Origin of the sequence: Aliiroseovarius sp. PrR006, from assembly GCF_010500215.1 — a bacterium.
Lineage (GTDB): Bacteria > Pseudomonadota > Alphaproteobacteria > Rhodobacterales > Rhodobacteraceae > Aliiroseovarius.
This window is the reverse complement of sequence record NZ_JAAGOY010000007.1, coordinates 591986-609827: the sequence shown is the minus strand read 5'-3', so window position 1 is coordinate 609827 and position 17842 is coordinate 591986. Positions and strand designations below refer to the sequence as shown.

The window sequence follows — 17842 nt, the reverse complement described above, 5'->3', positions numbered from 1 at the left end:
ACCAGAAGTTGCCTTCGGTCCGGTCAGGTCTTTCAGGTGTTAGACTACCCAAAGCATGTCTGGAAAACAGACGCTAGAGAAAAATTGGATTCAATATCCGTTCCGGGCGCGAAAACGCCGGATCTCGCTTTCTGACGGTGTTTGACCGGTGAAAAGCTCGACATAACGCGGCACGCGGTCGATCCGGCCCGTGGGCTCTTCTTTGATCTCCATCGCGATATACCCGACCTGCGTATAAAGGATGGCCATGGTTCGCACTTCGGCGTCGTCAGCGACATAGCCGTAGCGTTCGAACATGGATTTGATGGCCGTTTTACGCTGTGCGTCGGCGTCATCGACCCGGCGTTTCAGGTCGGCATCATGGTCGGCCCAGTTCCGGATCGCGCGGTCAAGCTGCGCGTCGAACAGGTCTTTCTGAAACCAGCAGTCTTGAAGGTTGAACATCGCCTCGCAGATGGTCTCGGCGTAAAGCGCACATTGGGCGACCAGATTACCCGTGTTCTTGTCCTCCCACCGTTTGATCATGGCATCCAGCAGCGCCTCGCGGTCGCGGAAGTGGTGATAGAACCCGGTGCGCGTCAGGCCAAGCTGGGTGGCCAGCGGCATGATCTTCACTCCGTCCACACCAGCCGTGATCAGCAGTTCAAGCGCAGCGTCAAGCCACATGGTTTCCGAGGCGCGCGGGCGCTGTATGTCGTTTTTGGTCATAGTCGTGCATCATAGGTGACTTGACACATGTGTCAAATCAGTCGTCACCTGTGTCAACTATGCGACTCATGACGGAGGAGGATGTGATGGGCGAGCTAAGCACAGGACGGCGGCGTAGCCGTGGAAAGCGGCAGGCACGAGACGGATCGCCCGGCCAGAACCCGCATCTAGAGCGCCCCTATATCAAGCGGGGCATTCCCACCTATGACATTCTTGGGGAAGAGGCGCTAAGCCAGATCGAGGCGACCGCCGACCGCATCATGGCCGAGATCGGCATCGAGTTTCGCGATGACCCCGAAACGGTCGAGATGTTCCGCAAGGCCGGTGGCGAGGTCACGCAGTTGGATGACACGCGCTGGAACATCAAGTTCGCGCCGGGCATGATCCGCGAGATCCTGCAGACAGCTCCGGCCGTATTCACTCAGCACGCCCGAAACCCGGCCAACACGGTTCAGATCGGCGGCGACAACGTGGTTTTCGCGCCGTCCTATGGCAGCCCGTTCGTGATGGATCTGGATAAGGGGCGCCGCTATGGCACGCTTGAGGACTTCGAGAACTTCGTGAAGCTGGGGCAGTCCAGCCCGTGGCTGCACCATTCCGGCGGGACAGTGTGCGAACCGACAGATATCCCCGTGAACAAGCGGCATCTGGATATGGTCTATGCCCATATGCGCTATTCTGATCGACCGTTCCTTGGCTCGGTCACTGCGCCCGAACGCGCGGCCGACAGCGTCGAGATGTGCCGCATTCTATTTGGTGCCGATTTTGTCGATCAGAACTGTGTGATCATGGGCAATTTCAACACCACCAGCCCGCTGGTGATTGACGGCATCACATCGCAGGGAATTCGCGAATATGCGAAGGCCGGGCAGGGATCCATTCACCTTCCTTTCTTGCTGGGTGGGGCCGTGTCGCCCCTGACCCTTGCTGGATCGGCGGCGCAATGTCTGGCCGAAAGCATGGTGTCTTGCGCGATTACGCAGTTGGAACGTCCGGGATCCCCGGCTATTTTGGCGAGCTTCCTCAGTTCGATGTCGCTACGATCAGGATCGCCCACCTTCGGGACGGCGGAGCCAGCGCTGGGCAGCCTTGTTTTTGGGCAGTTGGCGCGTCGCCTGAATATGCCGTTGCGTTGTGCTGGCAATTTCTCGACTTCGAAACTGCCGGACGCGCAAGCGATGCAGCAGGCGATGATGTCGATGATGTCGGCAGTGCAGTGCGGCGCAAACTATCTGCTGCACTCGGCGGGCTTTCTGGATGGGCTTCTGTCCATGTCCTATGAGAAGTTCATGCTTGATCTGGATCTCTGCGGAGCGCTGCATTCCTACTACGATGGCGTGCAAGTGAATGAGGACACGCTGGGCTTTGATGCCTTGGCCGAGCAAGGGCCGGGCGAGCACCTGTTTTCGACCGCGCATACGATGCGGCACTACAAGACGGCGTATTATGACAGTGCGCTGGACGATAACCAGCCGTGGGAAACATGGGACGAGCAGGGAGAGATCGACATGGCGACCCGTGCAAACCAGCGCTGGAAGGCGCAGCTTGCGGCCTATGAGGCACCCGCTCTGGATGTTGCCAAAGACGAGGCTTTGCAGGACTTTATCGCGCGCAAGAAAGCCTCGATGGAAGACGCTTGGTATTAAAGGGAAGGGGGCTTTGCCCCCGCGTCTACGACGCTCCCCCAGGATACTTGAGACAAGAAAATGCGGGCGAAATGCCCCAAGTCGAGAAGGATGGATGATGTCGAACGATCCACTTTTACAGCCCTATCAACTGGGGCATCTGACCCTGAGAAACCGGATCATGACGACGAGCCATGAACCGGCCTATCCCGAAGACGGGATGCCGAAAGCGCGCTATGCGGCCTATCACGCCGAGCGCGCCAAGGCGGGTGTGGCGATGACCATGACGGCGGGGTCTGCGGCCGTGTCGAAAGACAGCCCGCCGGTTTTTAACAACATCCTTGCCTACAAAGATGAAGTGGTGCCGTGGATCCGGCAGCTGACGGAAGCGGTGCACGAACATGGTGCGGCGTGCATGATCCAGCTGACCCATCTGGGGCGGCGCACCGGTTGGAACAAAGGCGACTGGTTGCCGCCTGTCTGTTCGACGCCACACCGTGAACCCGCCCACCGCGCCTTCCCCAAAATGGCCGAAGATTGGGACATCTCGCGGATTATCTCGGACTTCGCAGATGCGGTTGAGCGGATGAAAGAGGGCGGCATGGACGGGGTCGAGGTGATGACCCACGGGCATTTGCTGGACCAGTTCATTTCGCCCCTGACCAACCGGCTGGACGGTCCCTATGGTGGCGATCTGGCCGGGCGGATGAAGCTGACGCTGGACATTATCGAGGCCGTGCGCGCCCGTGTGGGCAGTGAGTTCATCGTGGGGGTGCGTTTTGCGCCGGACGAGGTCGAAACCGGCGGCATTGATCCCGAAATGGGATTGGAGATCGCCCGGATGCTGCGCGATTGCGGACATGTGGATTACCTGAACATCAACCGGGGTCGCATTCATACGGATCCGGCGATGACCGACATGATCCCCATTCAGGGTGCGCCGGCGTCTCCGCACTTGGATTTTGCGGGCCGGGTCCGCAAAGAGGTCGGGATGCCCACCTTCCATGCGGCCCGCATTCCAGATGTCGCGACCGCGCGCCATGCGGTGGCTTCGGGTCAGCTGGATATGGTTGGTATGACGCGCGCGCATATGGCCGATCCGCATATCGTGAAGAAAATCATCGAAGGGCGGGAAGAAGATATTCGTCCCTGTGTCGGTGCGACCTATTGTTTGGACCGGATCTATCAGGCCGGTGATGCGCTGTGTGTTCACAACGCGGCCACTGGGCGCGAGCTGACCATGCCGCACGAGATCGCCGCTGCCGACACCCCCCGCAAGGTGGTGATCGTGGGCGCTGGGCCTGCGGGGCTTGAGGCCGCACGGGTGGCTGCTGAGCGCGGCCATGACGTGACTGTCTTTGAAGCGCAGCCCGATCCCGGTGGGCAGGTGCGCCTGACCGCGCAAACTCCGCGTCGGCGCGAGATGATCGGCATCATCGACTGGCGCATGGCGCAATGCGCGGCGCGCGACGTGACCTTCAATTTCAACACATGGGCCGAGGCCTCAGACCTCACCGCATTGAACCCTGACGTGGTGATTGTCGCCACCGGCGGTCTGCCGAACCTCGAGCTGTTCGAGACCAAGGGCGAGCAGGATCTGGCCGTCAGTGCGTGGGACGTGATCGCAGGCGACGTGAAATGTGCGGGCGATGTGCTGATCTATGACGAAAGCGGCGACCATCCGGCGCTTCAAGCCGCCGAGATCGCAGCCGAAGCGGGTGCGAATGTCGAGGTGATGACCCCTGACCGTGTCTTTGCCCCTGACATCATGGCGATGAACCTTGTGCCCTATATGCGCTCGCTGCAGCCTAAGGGCGTGCGCTTTACGGTGACCGAGCGCCTGAAGGACATTCAGCGCGAGGGCAATCGCCTGATGGTCACGCTGGGCACGGACTATTCCGAGTTTACGCGTCAGGCGACCTATGATCAGGTGGTGGTGAACTACGGCACCATGCCGATGGATGATCTGTATTTCGATCTGAAAGAGCAATCATCGAACCGGGGCGAAGTGGATCACAACGCCCTGATCGAAGGCCGGCCGCAGACCATCAACACCAATCCCGATGGGCAGTTCCAACTGTTCCGTATTGGCGATGCGGTGACAGCACGCAATACGCATGCCGCCATTTATGACGCGCTTCGGTTGGTGAAAGACCTGTAAATTAGGCCTGCTGCGTGCGTTCGATATACGCGCGCAGCTCTTCCGCTTCGTGGCGGGCGTCGCGTAGACCATCCATCGCGGCGCGCAGCTCGGCCTCGGTTTGATAGAGCTGGTTGGCCATCTCGGCCTCGCGCGATTGCAGATAGGTGATCGCTTCGTCGCGGGTTTCTTCCGCGTCGTGCAAAGCCTGTGCCATCTTGTCCAGCTCGCTCATCTCGCTGCCCGGCACTTGCACGAAGCGATGGATCAGCCAATGGGCAAACCAGCCCAGCACGAAGGCCACGAAAAGAATAATGGCGGTGACGATGATAAACTCGGTTCTGTTCATCGGGGCTGTCCTTCCGTGTCAATCAGCGTTCCGGGCGCGGGGCCGGACGAGGGTCGTCTGCATCGGGGGCGAAGACTTCGGGGCCACTATAGGGTGGCGTGGTGGTGTCTTCACTTGATTCTGTGGTGGTCGCGTCCGGTGCGTCACCTTCTGCGGCGTCGGTCGCAGGGGCGGCGGTCTCGTCCACGGGCGCGCCGTCGGTCGGCACCTCTGCGGTTTCCGCTGTGGCCTCGGTGTCGGCGAGCGCGCCGTCAGCTTCCGCTTCTGCGTCAGCCTCGGCTGCACCTTCTTCCGACACACCTTCCAGCAGGCGGAATTCGATCCGGCGGTTCGCCTCGCGGCCTTCCTCGGTTCCATTGTCGGCGATCGGATTTTCCTCGCCATAGCCGACAGCAGACAGGTTCGAGGTCAGGATGCGGCGTGACAGAAGCGCTGACAGGACCGCCTGCGCACGGTTTTGCGACAGGGCAAGGTTCATTTCCTCGCGGCCCTGGCTGTCAGTGTAGCCCGCGATCTCCATCCGCACATCCGCACATTCGCGCATGATCTCGGCAATCTTATCGACGGTCTCGGCGGCTGATGCTTCGATATTGGCCGAACTGGGCGCGAAGGTAATTTTCGTTTCAGCCAGAACTGCGTTGATATCCGCTGCGCATTCTTCCGGGCTGGGCAAAAGCAGCGTCGGGTTCAGGCTTTCCTCGTAGGCGACATTGACCTGAAAGTTTTCCGAGGCCCCCAGCTTTTCCCCCAACAGGCGTGAAATCTCGGACGCGACTTCCGGATCTCCGGTGCGCCCACGAATGTCCACGATGTCAGGCTGTACGACGATCACACCGCTGTGGACCAGCGACAGTGCTTCAAGACCAGCCAGTACACGAGTGGGCCAATTGCTTGGCAGATCGGGGTCAAGGCGGGTGGCCGGATAGACCGCGTTAGAGCCGAACTTGGCGCGGGCAAAGCTTTCAGCAGCGCTGCGCAGGGCGTCGTCCGACAGACGGCCGCGGAGTTGTACCAGACCTTCCGGGCTAAGGGTCGCGACGAATTCGGGCGTCGCCTCGCCCTCGCCAGTGCCGTCGATCTTGACGGGTTCAGGCAGGACCGAGTGCAGCGAATACAGATCCGACAGGTTGCTTTCCAGTTCACCCACCACGCGGTCAAAATCGGCCTGGGGCGTGGTGTCCAATGCGATCAGAGTGACATCAGCGTCCGAGAAAGTGACCGATCCACCACCAAGGGCAGCCACCGCGTCGATTCCCATTTCGGCCGCATCGGCCCAATCGGGCGACGGCACGCCCAAGCCGATGATGCAGTTCGCCACGTCTTCGAGCCCCGCTTCGGTCGCGGCCGAGATGATCTTGGCGCGCCCGATGGCGTCATGAGCGGAACAGGCGTCGAACCGTGCACCCTCGTCGTCGATCAGGAAGCGCAGCGTGAAGGGCGTGATCACCGGGCGCGGGGCAGAAATGTCGAGCGATAGAAGGATCGACCGCGGGGCCTTGCGTTTCAGGCGGCTGGCCCAGTCCTGCTGTTCTTCCGTGCTGTCAGCCACGGCGGTGATCGACACCTTGTCGGCATCCATCGAGATCTTCGAACGTGGCAGCAGTTTCAGGGCATAGAGCGCGAACTCTAGCGTGGTGTCCCAGTTGACGGGGACGGGATAATCGGCGACTTCCAAAAGATCGGTGACCTCGGCTTTGCCAGCAATGCTGCCCACTTCGTCAACCAGATCTTCGCGGTCCGACTGCTTGGGGATCAGACCGATCATCGAGATGCCCGAGTTGTTGCGCAAAACCTCAATCGAGAAACGCGGCGGCGCCACGATCTCGGCCTCGGGAATGGTCATGTTGTCGATCACGCGTGTCGCGTCGACCTCGCCCCCGGCGATGGACAGAGCACGAAACCGCATCGCTTCACTGGGGGCATTGCCCGACAGAACGACCTGCAACCCATCAGATTGAACCTGCGCCCATTCGTGGCCGCGCAGGGTCAGCGCATCACGCACGGCTTCTTCTGAAAAGCTTTCGATGGCATTGACGGAAAGAATAGCCGCACACAGGGCCAGAAATGCACCGACTACAAGCGAGGCCGAGGCCATGAGAAGTTGCGAGGGGCGCATACGTATTCAGGTCCGTGATTTCTTTGGTTTTAAGTTTATTATGGGGTGTTGGGGCAGGGTGCAATCATACGATTTGGCTTACGGCAAGAAATAGCACAAGAATAAGGCCCGCATCGCGGTTGGATCTAAATAATTTCAGGCAATTTTCCGGGCTGTCTGTGTCGAGCGAGCGCAGCTGCCAGGCCAGATGCCACCCCATGAACCACGCGCCTCCAAGGGCGATGACCAACGATAGGACGTTTGTGTTGGGGGCCAGTGCCAGAATGATCGCAAGCGCCGTCAGCGCAACGGTGGCGAACAGGAATATCCGTAGCCATGTGCGGCTGTTGTCGCCAAACAGGCGCGCGGTGGATTTCACGCCGATCAGAGCGTCATCCTCGGTGTCCTGATAGGCATAGATCGTGTCGTAAAACAAAGTCCACACGATCCCGGCGACATAAAGCGCCGTCGGCGCTAGGCTGAGCGATCCGGTATGTGCAACCCAGCCCACCAGTGCGCCCCAGTTGAAGGCGATACCAAGGAAGACCTGCGGCCACCACGTAAAGCGTTTGGCAAAAGGATAGACCGCCACGGGCAGCAGGGCCGCGACGCCCAGAAAGATCGTGGTCCAGTTGAAGGTCAACAGAATGCCGAAGGAAATCAGCGCCTGCAGCCCCATCCAGATCAGCGCTTGTTTGACCGTGACCTGACCCGAGGGGATTGGGCGGCTTTTGGTGCGCTCGACCTTGCCGTCGAAATCGCGGTCGGTGATGTCATTCCACGTACAACCCGCCCCGCGCATCAGGAACGACCCGATGGCGCAGCCCAGCATGATCCACGCGTCATACCAACCAAAGCGGCCGGTGCTTGCGGTGGCCAAAAGCAGGCTCCACCAGCAAGGGATCAACAGCAGCCACGTGCCAATCGGGCGATCCGCGCGGCTGAGGCGCAGATAGGGCCGCGACCACGCTGGCGCACGGTGATCCACCCAATTGCCCGTATAGGCATCAGAAACCTGTCCATTCTGGTCTGGCAAATCGGTGTTCGGGGTCATAGATTTCCCTCATGAAACAGGCAAAAACTCGGCTCTATGTAGATCACCCCTTGGGTCAGGGGCAAACCGTTTCGCTGGATCGCGACCAAGCGCATTATCTTTTTGGGGTGATGCGGCTGGGCGAAGGCGATCATGTGGCGCTTTTCAACGGGCGTGACGGGGAATATCCGGCCCGTGTGATTGAGGCCGGCAAGCGCAAGGGCGTGTTGGAATGCCTTGAGCAATCCCGCCCACTGCACATGCCGCCCGATCTGTGGCTTTGCTTTGCTCCGATCAAGAAGGCGCGCACCGACTTTATTGTCGAGAAAGCCGCCGAGATGGGCGCTGCCCTGATCCAGCCTATGTCGACCGAGTTCACCAACTCCGAACGCATCCGCCGCGACCGCCTGCAGGCCCACGCTGTCGAGGCGGCCGAGCAATGCGGTGGAACCTATGTGCCCGAGGTCGTGGACCTGATGCGCATGGACAAGCTTTTGGACGCATGGCCCGACGACCGCCAAATCATGTTCTGTGACGAGGCACTGGTCGGCGCGGCCGAGACGCTCTCGGCGGCCAGCGGTCACCGCTGGGCGATCTTTATCGGCCCCGAAGGCGGCTTCTCCGACCGCGAACGCGCCCGTCTGCACGCGATGGAGAACGCCCACCCCGTCAGCCTCGGCCCCCGCATCCTGCGCGCCGACACTGCCGCAGTCGCTGCCATGACCATGTGGCAGCAAGTGCTGGGGGATTGGGGGTGATCCGTCCCGAGCTTCAGGCACAGCTTCTGCGGTATCGCGAGGCGCTTTTTGGCGCTGCCGTCGCGCTTCTCGGCCTCTGGTGGGCATGGGGGTCGCTGGGGCTGATCACGTGGATGGGGCTGGCTTTGGCCGTGTTTGGTGCGGTGATCCTTTGGTCTGGCTTGCGCCGTGCGCGGATCCGGTCGGCGCATGGAGGTGTCGGCGTGGTGCAGATCGACGAGCGGCAAGTGACCTATTTGGCACCTATTGGCGGCGGCTTTGCCTCGCTTGATGACGTGGTGCGGATCGAGATTGGGCGCGACTTGGCGGGCCTTTCTGTCTGGCGCTTCCAGCAGCTGGGTGCCGTCCTGACCATCCCCGCCCGCGCCGAGGGGGCCGAGGCGATCTTTGATGCGCTGACTGCCCTCTCAGGCGCCAATATTGACGCCGCGATCCGGGCGGTGAACACGCCCCCCAATGACACTGTCGTGATATGGACGCGCGGCGTCGCGAAGCTGCATTGACACTGGCAGCCGCTTGCCTCACGACTGGAGCCCCCAAAAGGGCGTTTTCAACAGGAGCCGAATATGTCCATTCCTCAGTCCGGTGGTGGTCCGATCACCCATCACGATCAGCTGGCGCAGTTTCTGGAAAGTGGCTGCAAACCGCGTGACACATGGAAAATCGGCACCGAGCACGAGAAGTTCGGCTATTGCAAGGACACGCTGAAGCCGCTGCCTTATGACGGCGACCGCTCGATCCTGAAAATGCTGGAAGGGTTGCGCGACCGCTATAACTGGACCGAGGTGCGCGAAGCAGGCAACCTGATCGGGTTGCAGCGCGATGGCGCGAATATCTCGCTGGAGCCGGGCGGGCAGTTCGAACTGTCGGGCGCGCCCTTGGACAACATCCACCAGACCTGTGACGAGGTGAACGAACACCTGCGCGAAGTGCACGAGATCGCGGACGAGATCGGCGCACGTTTCATCGGTCTGGGTGCAGCCCCCGAATGGACGCACGAGCAGATGCCTGTGATGCCCAAAGGGCGTTACAAGCTGATGACCGACTATATGGACAAGGTCGGCACCCACGGGAAACAGATGATGTACCGGACCTGCACCGTGCAGGTGAACCTCGACTTCGCTGACGAGGCCGATATGGTCCAGAAGTTCCGCGTGGCGCTGGCGCTGCAGCCGGTGGCGACCGCGCTGTTTGCGAACTCGCCCTTCTTCGAGGGCAAGCCAAACGGCCACAAGTCGTGGCGTTCGCGCATCTGGCGCGATCTGGACGGTGCGCGTACCGGCATGCTGCCTTTCGTTTTTGAGGACGGCATGGGGTTTGAACGTTACGTGGACTATGCGCTCGATGTGCCGATGTATTTCGTCTATCGCGATGGGCAGTATATCGACGCGCTGGGCCAGTCCTTCCGCGACTTCATGCAGGGCAAGCTGCCCGCGCTGCCGGGTGAAACCCCGACCCTGAGCGACTGGGCCGATCACCTGACCACGATCTTCCCCGAGGCGCGGATCAAACAATATATGGAGATGCGCGGCGCTGATGGCGGCCCGTGGCGTCGCCTCTGCGCACTGCCCGCCCTATGGGTCGGCCTGATGTATGACCAAGCCAGCCTCGATGCAGCGTGGGATCTGGCGAAAGGCTGGGACGAAGAAACCCGCGAAGCGCTGCGGGTGGCGGCATCCGTCGAGGGTTTGCAGGCCGAAGTAAACGGCATCCGCATGCTGGATCTGGCCCGTGACGTGGTGAAGATTGCCGAAGGTGGCCTGAAAGCCCGCGCCCGTGTCGGCAGCGGGGGCATGGTGCCCGACGAGACCCACTTCCTGAACGCGCTGCAAGAAAGCGTCGAAGAAGGCCGCTCGCCCGCCTGTGAACTGCTGGGCAAGTATCACGGCGAATGGGATGGGGATCTCAGCCGGATTTATGCGGAGTATAGTTACTGACAGCGGGATTGGGGCAGCATTGTGAACCTACGCTGCGCCTGTTGCAAACCAACTTCAAACCGCACATCAAAATGAGATCTGGCCGAGTACCTGCCGCAGATAGGACACCTCAAGTTCATCGTTGTCACATTGTTCCTGAAGGCAATAGCGCATCAGGAAGATCTGATAAAACACATGCGACTTGGCGAAATCCGGTGGGAAGACGAGATGGAGTTCCTGTCGCACGCGCGTAATGCCATTTCCCAAAGGCGGGTCGTACAGGTGAAAATGCGTCAGGAAATGAAAGGTGTGTTCACCGATCACCGTATCACCCATCTGGACATTACCAAGTGAGTAATCGACGCCTTCCACTTGCATATTGTGGATTTCCCACTCCCGGTATCGTGTTGCTAACTCTTCTATGACCCAATCGCCGAAGATTGGATTCATCATTGTGTCCTTTGCAACAATGATCGCGTCGGCTGTAAGCAACGCTCCAGCGCCATCAAATCGGCGCCCTCCAACAGCGCTCAAAGCATTTTCGCTAAGTTCATTGGACCACCCATCGCCCGTCGGCAGTCGCAGTTTCAGGTTCTCAAGTTGATAGTCTTGCCAGCCCACCAGATCGTCGGCTTTGTTTGGGAATGTGTAACTTGATAAGTAAGGAACCGCGGGTGGGTTCCCCGTCGTACGTCCCTTAGTCAGAGTATTTTGGATGTCAGCTGAAATCACATCTGCCAATACGCCAATTGGATCGCCAACATGGAACTTCTGCTCATAGGCGTGTTCGCCTAGTCGCCTCGTTTGCAGCTCACCCTCCACGATTGGAATGTCATGGGAAACACCATCGATAATGTGCTCGCCACGATCCAAGCCGCCGTCGAAATTTTCGTCGAAAAGCCATAGAACGTCAGACTTTGATCCTCTGCCGTCGCCATCAAAGTCCACATTGTTGACTGCGTAGGTGTCAAACCTGCCGTCGCGATTCCGGTCAACGAATTGGTAGTTGACCCAGTAGACAGTCAAATTTCCGGGATCTGAATTATCGAAAGCGGGCCCACTGTTGAAAACTAGCCAGTAGGGTGCGTTGCTTTCGGGGTCTGTAAAGAAGACCCCGAATTCCAGCGTGGTTTTCTGGCGCTGCTCATCATAATACGCGTAGAAATCAGCCTGTTCGTTGCCATCCTGATCGGTCAGGACCAACAATGGAAACCCCTCGAAGCTGTCTGTCATCAGGGTGGCAACCTCATTGCCAAAAGCAGTGCTATGTCGAAGCTTGTTTGACATGTCGGTGACGATTTCGAAAGCATCGAACCGAGCACTTTCTCGCCAGGGCCAGACTTTTTCCATGTGTCGACTTATATACATCGAAAGACCTGTCCGGCTTTCGGCGTGTGCCGGTGTTGTCATGGACAGTATTAGGCAGGCGGCGGCAATTGCTTTCAGAAATGACCTGATTGACATGATAATTCCCCCCATGCCGAGCGTAGTATGATGGCAGTGAATGAGGGAATGATCTGTATCAATCGAGGTGGAGCCGCCGCCCCTACCTCGGAAGCACCTTCCCCGGGTTCATGATCCCCTTCGGGTCCAGCGCCAGTTTGATCTGGCGCATGACCTCCAGCGCCACCGGATCCTTGCGGCGCTGCATCGAGGGCAGTTTGGACAGCCCGATGCCGTGTTCAGCCGAGAAGCTGCCGCCCATCTCGTGCACCACGTCTTCGACCTGTTCCATGATCGGGTCACACAGCGCAGGATCGCTCGGGAAAACCGCATAGTGAATATTGCCATCACCCAGATGCGCGACCTCCAGCACATCCGCGTTGGAGTCCAGTAGGGCGAGTTCATCCCCCATCTGGTCCAAGAACCCCTCTATCTTATCCAGAGGCAGGGCGATGTCGTTATTCACCAACGGGCTGCGGCCAAGACAGACTTCGGCGGCGGCTTCGCGGCGGGCCCAAAGCTGGCTGCGCTGGGTGTCGTTCTGGGCGATGATCGCATCTTGGATCTGCCCAGCTTCGATCGCGCCGGCCAGCAGCGCCTCGAACGTGCTGACCAGCGGCAAGCTGCCATCCGGGTCGGGCTGGGCATCTTTTGGCGCGGTCGAGGCAATCTCGGCCAGCACGGTTACCGGGTGGTCGGTGTCGAAAACCGGGGTCAGGTCTGGGACGTGGGAATGCACTGCGTTCAAGTAATGCGCGGGCATGTATTCAAACGCCTCGACCGCGCCGCCCGTGGCCTCTTGCAGGCGGTTCAGAACGGATAGTGCGTCGGTCAAATTGTCCAGCGCCAGCATTGCCGTGGCGCGGGCTGCGGGGGCCGGGGCCAGTTTCAGCACCGCGCCGGTGATCACGGCCAGCGTGCCTTCGGACCCAATCAGCAGATCGCGCAGGTCATAGCCGGAATTGTCCTTGTGCAGTTCGCTCATCAGATCGAGAACGCGGCCATCGGGCAAGACGGCCTCGATCCCGATGCACAGCGCGCGGGTGTTGCCGAATTTCAGCACATTGGACCCGCCCGCATTGGTCGCCAGCATTCCGGCAATCTGGCACGACCCCTGTGCGCCGAAGGTCATGGGAAAGCGCAGCCCGTGCTGGGCGACCGCGTTGTGTAGGTTTTCCAGCACCACGCCCCCGTCGACGAGGGCAAGGCGGGCATCAGGCTTGATCTCGCGGATATTGTTCAGCCGCGCCAGTGACAGCATCAGACTGCCTTCGGGCGCATGGGCGCCACCAGAAAGCCCGGTATGGCCAGAGACTGGCACGACAGGCGTTCGTGTCTCATTGGCCAGTTTCATCACCTGCGAGATTTCCTCGACCGATCCGGGGCGCACGACTGCCAAGGGTGTGTTTTGGTACTTTCCAACCCAGTCCGTTGCAAAGCCCGCCGTATCGGGCCCGGTCAAAACATGCTCAGGTCCGGTGATGCTGCGCAGGGCGTCAAGAATGTCCATTTCGGGTCCTTTGGGATATGCGTGACTTGGATTTGGCAAGGTGCTAGCGATAACTTCTAGAAAGATCTGCGCGCGATGCCAAGAAGGAGAGCCCCATGACCCATATCCTTGCCATTGATCAGGGCACAACCTCGTCCCGGGCCATCCTGTTTGATGGGGATATGCGGCCAAGTGCCGTTGCGCAAAAGGAATTCACGCAACATTTTCCTGCCTCGGGCTGGGTCGAACATGACCCGGAAGAGATTTGGAGCACCGTCTGCGCCACCTGTCTAGAAGCCGCTGAAGGGCAGGATGTCACGGCCATCGGTATCACCAACCAGCGCGAAACCACGCTTGTCTGGGACCGCGCAACGGGGGCGCCGATCTACAACGCGATTGTCTGGCAGGATCGCCGGACCGCCGAAACCTGCGCCGATCTGAAAGCCGCCGGGCACGAGGCAATGGTGACGGACCGGACAGGTCTGCTGTTGGATCCGTATTTCTCGGCCACGAAACTGGCGTGGATCTTGGACAACGTGGACGGCGCGCGGGCCAAGGCCGACGCCGGAGAGCTGGCCTTTGGCACTGTGGACTGCTTCCTGATCTGGCGGTTGACCGATGGGGCCGCACATGTGACCGATGCCACCAACGCCGCGCGCACGATGCTTTATGACATCAAGCGCGGGGCATGGGATGCGGATATCTGCGCGCTTTTGAACATCCCAATGTCCCTGCTGCCCGAAGTGCGCGATTGCGCGTCCCAGTTCGGCGTGACGGACCTTTTGGGCGCGCCGGTGCCCATTCTGGGCGTGGCGGGGGATCAGCAGGCGGCGACCATCGGGCAGGCTTGCTTCCAACCAGGGATGCTGAAATCCACCTATGGCACCGGATGTTTTGCGCTGCTGAACACGGGCGACGCGCCGGTTACGTCAGCTAACCGTCTGCTGACCACGATTGCCTATCAGCTAGACGGCAAACCGACCTATGCGCTGGAAGGCTCGATCTTCATCGCAGGTGCGGCCGTGCAATGGTTGCGCGATGGGTTAGGGATCATCGACAATGCCGCTGAAACCACGGCGCTGGCTGATGCGGCCGATACCGCACAAGAGGTGATCTTGGTGCCTGCTTTCACCGGAATGGGCGCGCCCTATTGGGATGCGGAGTGTCGGGGCGCGGTGTTCGGTCTGACCCGCGGGTCCGGCCCGAAGGAACTCGCGCGCGCCGCGCTCGAGGCCGTGGGCTTTCAAACCCGCGATCTGCTTGAGGCGATGCAGGCTGATATGGGCAATGCAGGCGAAACGGTGCTGCGCGTGGATGGCGGCATGGCGGCGTCCGACTGGGCGATGCAGTTCTTGGCAGACATCAACGGGGCCGCCGTGGATCGTCCGACGGTTCTGGAGACCACTGCGCTGGGAGCTGCGTGGCTTGCTGGTATGAAGGCTGGCATTTATCCCGATCAGGCCGGGTTTGCGGACACATGGGCGCTTGAGCGCAGCTTTGCGCCGCAGATGGATAGCAACACCCGCACGCGCCGCTATGCGGGGTGGAAAGACGCGGTGGCGCGAACGCTCAGCCGTGCTTAAGGGCGCGGGGACGGAGTTTTTTGAAAACTCCGTCTCGTTTTCTTTTAAAGAAAACGGATATCAGCCGCCTTTCGGGTGCGAGCGATAAATCCCCTCGGGCAGGTTCAGCGCGGCAGTCAGATCGCGCAGTTGCGCAGGCGACAGGGTGATTTTATGCACCTGATCGGTCCGCGGATCCCATTGTTCCAGCGTCACACACCCAGCAAAGGCGTTGATGATCACATCTTCGTTCAAGTGGGGGGTGTCGGTATCCTCGCCCTCGTCCACAAGCGTGACGACGGTCGAGTCAAATTCGTGTTCGATGGTAAACATGGTCCAAGTCTAGTCGCTTGGGCGGCAAAGGCCAGAGCGATCTGGCGAAGCAGCGGCTCGGCGGCTATACAAATGACATGGGCAAGACAGATATGCAGCAATTTAGCGGGTTTCTGACTGACCGGGGATCGAAATACGCGGTCTCGGGGGGGGCGGTTGAAAGCCGTGCAGATGTGAAAGCATTTCTGAAGACCCTCACCCGCGACAAACGTTACGCCAAGGCCACGCACAATACGTGGGCAGCCATCCTACCCAACGAGGGTGGTGTGAAGGGCGATGATGGCGAAGCGGGCGCGGGAATGGTCATTCTGCGGATGCTGGAACGCGAGGGCGTCAAAGGCCACATCATCGTGGTGACGCGCTGGTTTGGCGGCACCAAGCTGGGCGGAGACCGCTTCCGTCGGGTGCAGGACGCGGTGCAGCACTATCTTGAAAACGCAACGCTGAAGGGTGACGCATGTTGAGGGCTTTCCTGCGGCGGTTCTGGCAAAGATGCATCTGGTCCTGGGCCGGGTGGCGCGCCGCGTGGCGCACCGAGGCATCCTTGTGGCAATGGACCATCGTCTGCGTGATCTCGTGCGCTGCGGCGCTGTGGATGGATCTGACCCGCGGAGAGACTGCGTTGCTTCTGGCGCTGAGCGTGCTGGTTGTCGCGTCCGAACTGATCAACACTGCGATTGAACGCACCGTGGATCTGGTCACCCGCGAACAACACGACCTTGCCCGCGAGGCCAAAGACACGGCCAGCGCTTTTGTCGCGCTGACTGCGATTTCCGGAGGTGTCGCGTGGGTGGTGATCCTGTTCGGGTGATCAGGACGACGTAATCAGGCTTGGCCGTTCCCGGCCTCTTCTTCCAGATGCAGCTTCATGTCGATCAGCACATGCTGAAGCGCCAGCGTTTCACGCAGAAGGCGCTTGGCTTCGTTAATCGTGATGATCCCGTCTTCGATGGACTGCTGGTATTCCGCCATCAGCATTGCAAAGCGCTGCGACAGGGCAATCACGTCGCTGTTTATCCCGCCTTCGGGGGAGTTTTTGCGTTCAGCATCGTAAGAAATCGTGATCCCCTGAAGCTCGGCCAAGGCGCTGGTCACATGCGGATAGCGCGATGCCTCTTCCAGTGCGGCAACTGCGTCGATGGGCATGAAACGGTCGGCATGTTCTTCGCTATCGGAATAGTAACGTCCCAGAGTGGCCTTGGATTTGCCCGTAAGTGAACAGGCAGCTTCCAGCCCGACATCCTTTACCAGCGCCTCTGTATGTTTCTTCAGATAGCTTCCAACACCAGCCATACTCATATTCCCTTGTCGTCCCCTCAAATGTGTGGGGAATTCCATATCTCTTTTCCCATTATTTTAACGGTAATGGAATGGCTTATTTCTGAGGTGTACCGAGTTGTCTTTTGCTGTTTGCGAGTGAGAGAGTTTCGTGACAAGTGCCCGGCGCTACGTGCGTCGGCAAGAAAGGCCCTGCGGTCAGCGTGCTGTGGGGGTGCAGGCCAAACGCCTGTATGAGAAAGCCGGATGTGATTGTTTTCCCAGCGCAGCGGTCACTTCCATCCCCGGGCAATGCCCATCGACCGTATTTGCGTGCGCATCCGCTTTCTCCTTTTCGGCACGCCCTGTGATGGGTTGAACCGTTTGCACAGGCCGCGTAATTCAGGGGTATGGCAAAGCTCTATTTTCACTATTCGACCATGAATGCAGGGAAATCGACCCTGCTACTTCAGGCCAGCTATAACTACCATGAACGTGGGATGCAGACCTATCTGATCACCGCGCAGTTTGACAATCGCGCGGGCAAAGCGCGGATCGGCAGTCGGATCGGGATTGGTGCGGATGCGGATACATTTGCCAAGGGTGAGGACCTGTTCCAGAAGATTGAGGCGCGGCTGGCGGAAGGCCCATGCACCTGTGTGTTCATTGACGAGGCTCAGTTTCTAAGCCGCGAGCAGGTCTGGCAACTGGCGCGCGCCGTCGATGATCTACGTGTGCCGGTAATGTGCTACGGGTTGCGCGTGGACTTTCAGGGCAACCTGTTTCCGGGCTCGGCCGCGCTGTTGGCGCTGGCGGATGAGATGCGCGAAGTACGCACGATCTGTCACTGCGGAAAGAAGGCCACGATGGTGGTGCGGCAGGACGATCAGGGGCGCGTGTTGACCGACGGCGATCAAGTGCAGATCGGCGGAAACGAGACCTATGTGTCGCTCTGCCGCCGCCACTGGCGCGAGGCGACTGGGGGCTGAGATTCCCAAAGGAGCGCCTGCGGCGCGCTTGATGGCCTGTCGCTGTGCGACAGGCGGTGCCTCCGACGGGGGCTTGAGGCGGAAAAGGAAAGGTCCAGTGGACCTTTCCAGCCGAAAACGGGCGGAGCCCCGAGCAAGAAAATAC

General features: G+C 59.9%; 17 protein-coding genes. 9 read left to right on the top strand and 8 right to left on the bottom strand.

Translation table 11 applies throughout. The features are described 5' to 3' along the window. Positions 1-90 precede the first annotated feature (90 nt). Positions 91-708, bottom strand: a complete 618-nt coding sequence (locus G0Q00_RS11460; protein ID WP_163039441.1) for a TetR/AcrR family transcriptional regulator — start codon at positions 706-708, stop codon at positions 91-93. A gap of 68 nt (positions 709-776) precedes the next feature. On the opposite strand from G0Q00_RS11460, the gene G0Q00_RS11455 reads away from it, so the two are divergent. Both G0Q00_RS11455 and G0Q00_RS11450 read left to right on the top strand, forming a co-directional pair. Continuing rightward, entirely contained in the window at positions 777-2354 is a 1578-nt protein-coding gene (locus G0Q00_RS11455; RefSeq protein ID WP_163039438.1) for a trimethylamine methyltransferase family protein, read from the top strand. 97 nt (positions 2355-2451) lie between these two features. Next, positions 2452-4494 carry an NADH:flavin oxidoreductase gene (locus G0Q00_RS11450; protein ID WP_163039434.1) on the top strand — a complete coding sequence of 681 codons (2043 nt, stop codon included), beginning with the start codon at positions 2452-2454 and terminating at the stop codon, positions 4492-4494. Position 4495: 1 nt separating this feature from the next. Here the strand turns inward: G0Q00_RS11450 and G0Q00_RS11445 are convergent, their stop codons facing one another. The 3 genes from G0Q00_RS11445 to ubiA form a co-directional block, all read right to left on the bottom strand. After that, entirely contained in the window at positions 4496-4822 is a 327-nt protein-coding gene (locus G0Q00_RS11445; protein ID WP_133484891.1) for a hypothetical protein, read from the bottom strand. 22 nt (positions 4823-4844) lie between these two features. Then, complete coding sequence (locus G0Q00_RS11440; RefSeq protein ID WP_163039432.1) at positions 4845-6938, bottom strand: OmpA family protein; 2094 nt, start codon at positions 6936-6938, stop codon at positions 4845-4847. 64 nt (positions 6939-7002) lie between these two features. Then, the gene (ubiA, locus tag G0Q00_RS11435) at positions 7003-7971 is read right to left on the bottom strand and encodes a 4-hydroxybenzoate octaprenyltransferase (RefSeq protein WP_163039430.1); all 969 of its coding nucleotides are present in this window, start codon (positions 7969-7971) and stop codon (positions 7003-7005) included. A gap of 11 nt (positions 7972-7982) precedes the next feature. Here ubiA and G0Q00_RS11430 point away from each other — a divergent pair, with 11 nt between their 5' ends. The 3 genes from G0Q00_RS11430 (at position 7983) to G0Q00_RS11420 (ending at position 10645) form a co-directional block, all read left to right on the top strand. Next, on the top strand, positions 7983-8708 hold the full coding sequence (locus tag G0Q00_RS11430) for a 16S rRNA (uracil(1498)-N(3))-methyltransferase (RefSeq protein ID WP_163039428.1): 726 nt from the start codon (positions 7983-7985) through the stop codon (positions 8706-8708). Continuing rightward, complete coding sequence (locus G0Q00_RS11425) at positions 8705-9211, top strand: hypothetical protein (RefSeq protein ID WP_163039426.1); 507 nt, start codon at positions 8705-8707, stop codon at positions 9209-9211. Before G0Q00_RS11430 ends, G0Q00_RS11425 begins: the two co-directional genes overlap by 4 nt. Positions 9212-9274: 63 nt before the next feature. Beyond that, the gene (locus G0Q00_RS11420) at positions 9275-10645 is read left to right on the top strand and encodes a glutamate--cysteine ligase (RefSeq protein ID WP_163039424.1); all 1371 of its coding nucleotides are present in this window, start codon (positions 9275-9277) and stop codon (positions 10643-10645) included. A gap of 66 nt (positions 10646-10711) precedes the next feature. Here the strand turns inward: G0Q00_RS11420 and G0Q00_RS11415 are convergent, their stop codons facing one another. Beyond that, positions 10712-11974: a hypothetical protein gene (locus G0Q00_RS11415; protein ID WP_163039422.1), complete on the bottom strand. Its 1263-nt coding sequence runs from the start codon at positions 11972-11974 to the stop codon at positions 10712-10714. Between the two features lie 196 nt (positions 11975-12170). Continuing rightward, a complete protein-coding gene (locus tag G0Q00_RS11410) occupies positions 12171-13577 on the bottom strand; it encodes an FAD-binding oxidoreductase (protein ID WP_163039419.1) in 1407 nt (468 codons plus the stop codon). A gap of 95 nt (positions 13578-13672) precedes the next feature. Between G0Q00_RS11410 and glpK the strand changes: the two genes are divergently transcribed. Next, positions 13673-15139 carry a glycerol kinase GlpK gene (gene glpK, locus G0Q00_RS11405; protein ID WP_163039417.1) on the top strand — a complete coding sequence of 489 codons (1467 nt, stop codon included), beginning with the start codon at positions 13673-13675 and terminating at the stop codon, positions 15137-15139. A 60-nt stretch (positions 15140-15199) separates the two neighbouring features. Here the strand turns inward: glpK and G0Q00_RS11400 are convergent, their stop codons facing one another. Continuing rightward, positions 15200-15451, bottom strand: coding sequence for a hypothetical protein (locus G0Q00_RS11400; RefSeq protein ID WP_163039415.1), 252 nt, complete (start codon positions 15449-15451; stop codon positions 15200-15202). A gap of 92 nt (positions 15452-15543) precedes the next feature. On the opposite strand from G0Q00_RS11400, the gene G0Q00_RS11395 reads away from it, so the two are divergent. Continuing rightward, on the top strand, positions 15544-15915 hold the full coding sequence (locus G0Q00_RS11395) for a YigZ family protein (RefSeq protein WP_163039412.1): 372 nt from the start codon (positions 15544-15546) through the stop codon (positions 15913-15915). Continuing rightward, a complete protein-coding gene (locus tag G0Q00_RS11390) occupies positions 15909-16262 on the top strand; it encodes a diacylglycerol kinase (RefSeq protein ID WP_163039410.1) in 354 nt (117 codons plus the stop codon). Before G0Q00_RS11395 ends, G0Q00_RS11390 begins: the two co-directional genes overlap by 7 nt. 14 nt (positions 16263-16276) lie before the next feature. Here G0Q00_RS11390 and G0Q00_RS11385 read toward each other — a convergent pair whose 3' ends face one another. Beyond that, positions 16277-16744, bottom strand: a complete 468-nt coding sequence (locus tag G0Q00_RS11385; protein ID WP_163039408.1) for a hypothetical protein — start codon at positions 16742-16744, stop codon at positions 16277-16279. 374 nt (positions 16745-17118) lie between these two features. Between G0Q00_RS11385 and G0Q00_RS11380 the strand changes: the two genes are divergently transcribed. Beyond that, positions 17119-17697, top strand: a complete 579-nt coding sequence (locus tag G0Q00_RS11380) for a thymidine kinase (RefSeq protein WP_163039406.1) — start codon at positions 17119-17121, stop codon at positions 17695-17697. Positions 17698-17842: the final 145 nt, after the last annotated feature.

Bases quoted from the DNA above. Each gene is read 5' to 3' on its own strand.
- G0Q00_RS11460 (WP_163039441.1), bottom strand. From the start codon at position 708: ATGACCAAAAACGACATACAGCGCCCGCGCGCCTCGGAAACCATGTGG.
- G0Q00_RS11455 (WP_163039438.1), top strand. From the start codon at position 777: ATGACGGAGGAGGATGTGATGGGCGAGCTAAGCACAGGACGGCGGCGT.
- G0Q00_RS11450 (WP_163039434.1), top strand. From the start codon at position 2,452: ATGTCGAACGATCCACTTTTACAGCCCTATCAACTGGGGCATCTGACC.
- G0Q00_RS11445 (WP_133484891.1), bottom strand. From the start codon at position 4,822: ATGAACAGAACCGAGTTTATCATCGTCACCGCCATTATTCTTTTCGTG.
- G0Q00_RS11440 (WP_163039432.1), bottom strand. From the start codon at position 6,938: ATGCGCCCCTCGCAACTTCTCATGGCCTCGGCCTCGCTTGTAGTCGGT.
- ubiA (WP_163039430.1), bottom strand. From the start codon at position 7,971: ATGACCCCGAACACCGATTTGCCAGACCAGAATGGACAGGTTTCTGAT.
- G0Q00_RS11430 (WP_163039428.1), top strand. From the start codon at position 7,983: ATGAAACAGGCAAAAACTCGGCTCTATGTAGATCACCCCTTGGGTCAG.
- G0Q00_RS11420 (WP_163039424.1), top strand. From the start codon at position 9,275: ATGTCCATTCCTCAGTCCGGTGGTGGTCCGATCACCCATCACGATCAG.
- G0Q00_RS11415 (WP_163039422.1), bottom strand. From the start codon at position 11,974: ATGGAAAAAGTCTGGCCCTGGCGAGAAAGTGCTCGGTTCGATGCTTTC.
- G0Q00_RS11410 (WP_163039419.1), bottom strand. From the start codon at position 13,577: ATGGACATTCTTGACGCCCTGCGCAGCATCACCGGACCTGAGCATGTT.
- glpK (WP_163039417.1), top strand. From the start codon at position 13,673: ATGACCCATATCCTTGCCATTGATCAGGGCACAACCTCGTCCCGGGCC.
- G0Q00_RS11400 (WP_163039415.1), bottom strand. From the start codon at position 15,451: ATGTTTACCATCGAACACGAATTTGACTCGACCGTCGTCACGCTTGTG.
- G0Q00_RS11395 (WP_163039412.1), top strand. From the start codon at position 15,544: ATGCAGCAATTTAGCGGGTTTCTGACTGACCGGGGATCGAAATACGCG.
- G0Q00_RS11390 (WP_163039410.1), top strand. From the start codon at position 15,909: ATGTTGAGGGCTTTCCTGCGGCGGTTCTGGCAAAGATGCATCTGGTCC.
- G0Q00_RS11385 (WP_163039408.1), bottom strand. From the start codon at position 16,744: ATGGCTGGTGTTGGAAGCTATCTGAAGAAACATACAGAGGCGCTGGTA.
- G0Q00_RS11380 (WP_163039406.1), top strand. From the start codon at position 17,119: ATGGCAAAGCTCTATTTTCACTATTCGACCATGAATGCAGGGAAATCG.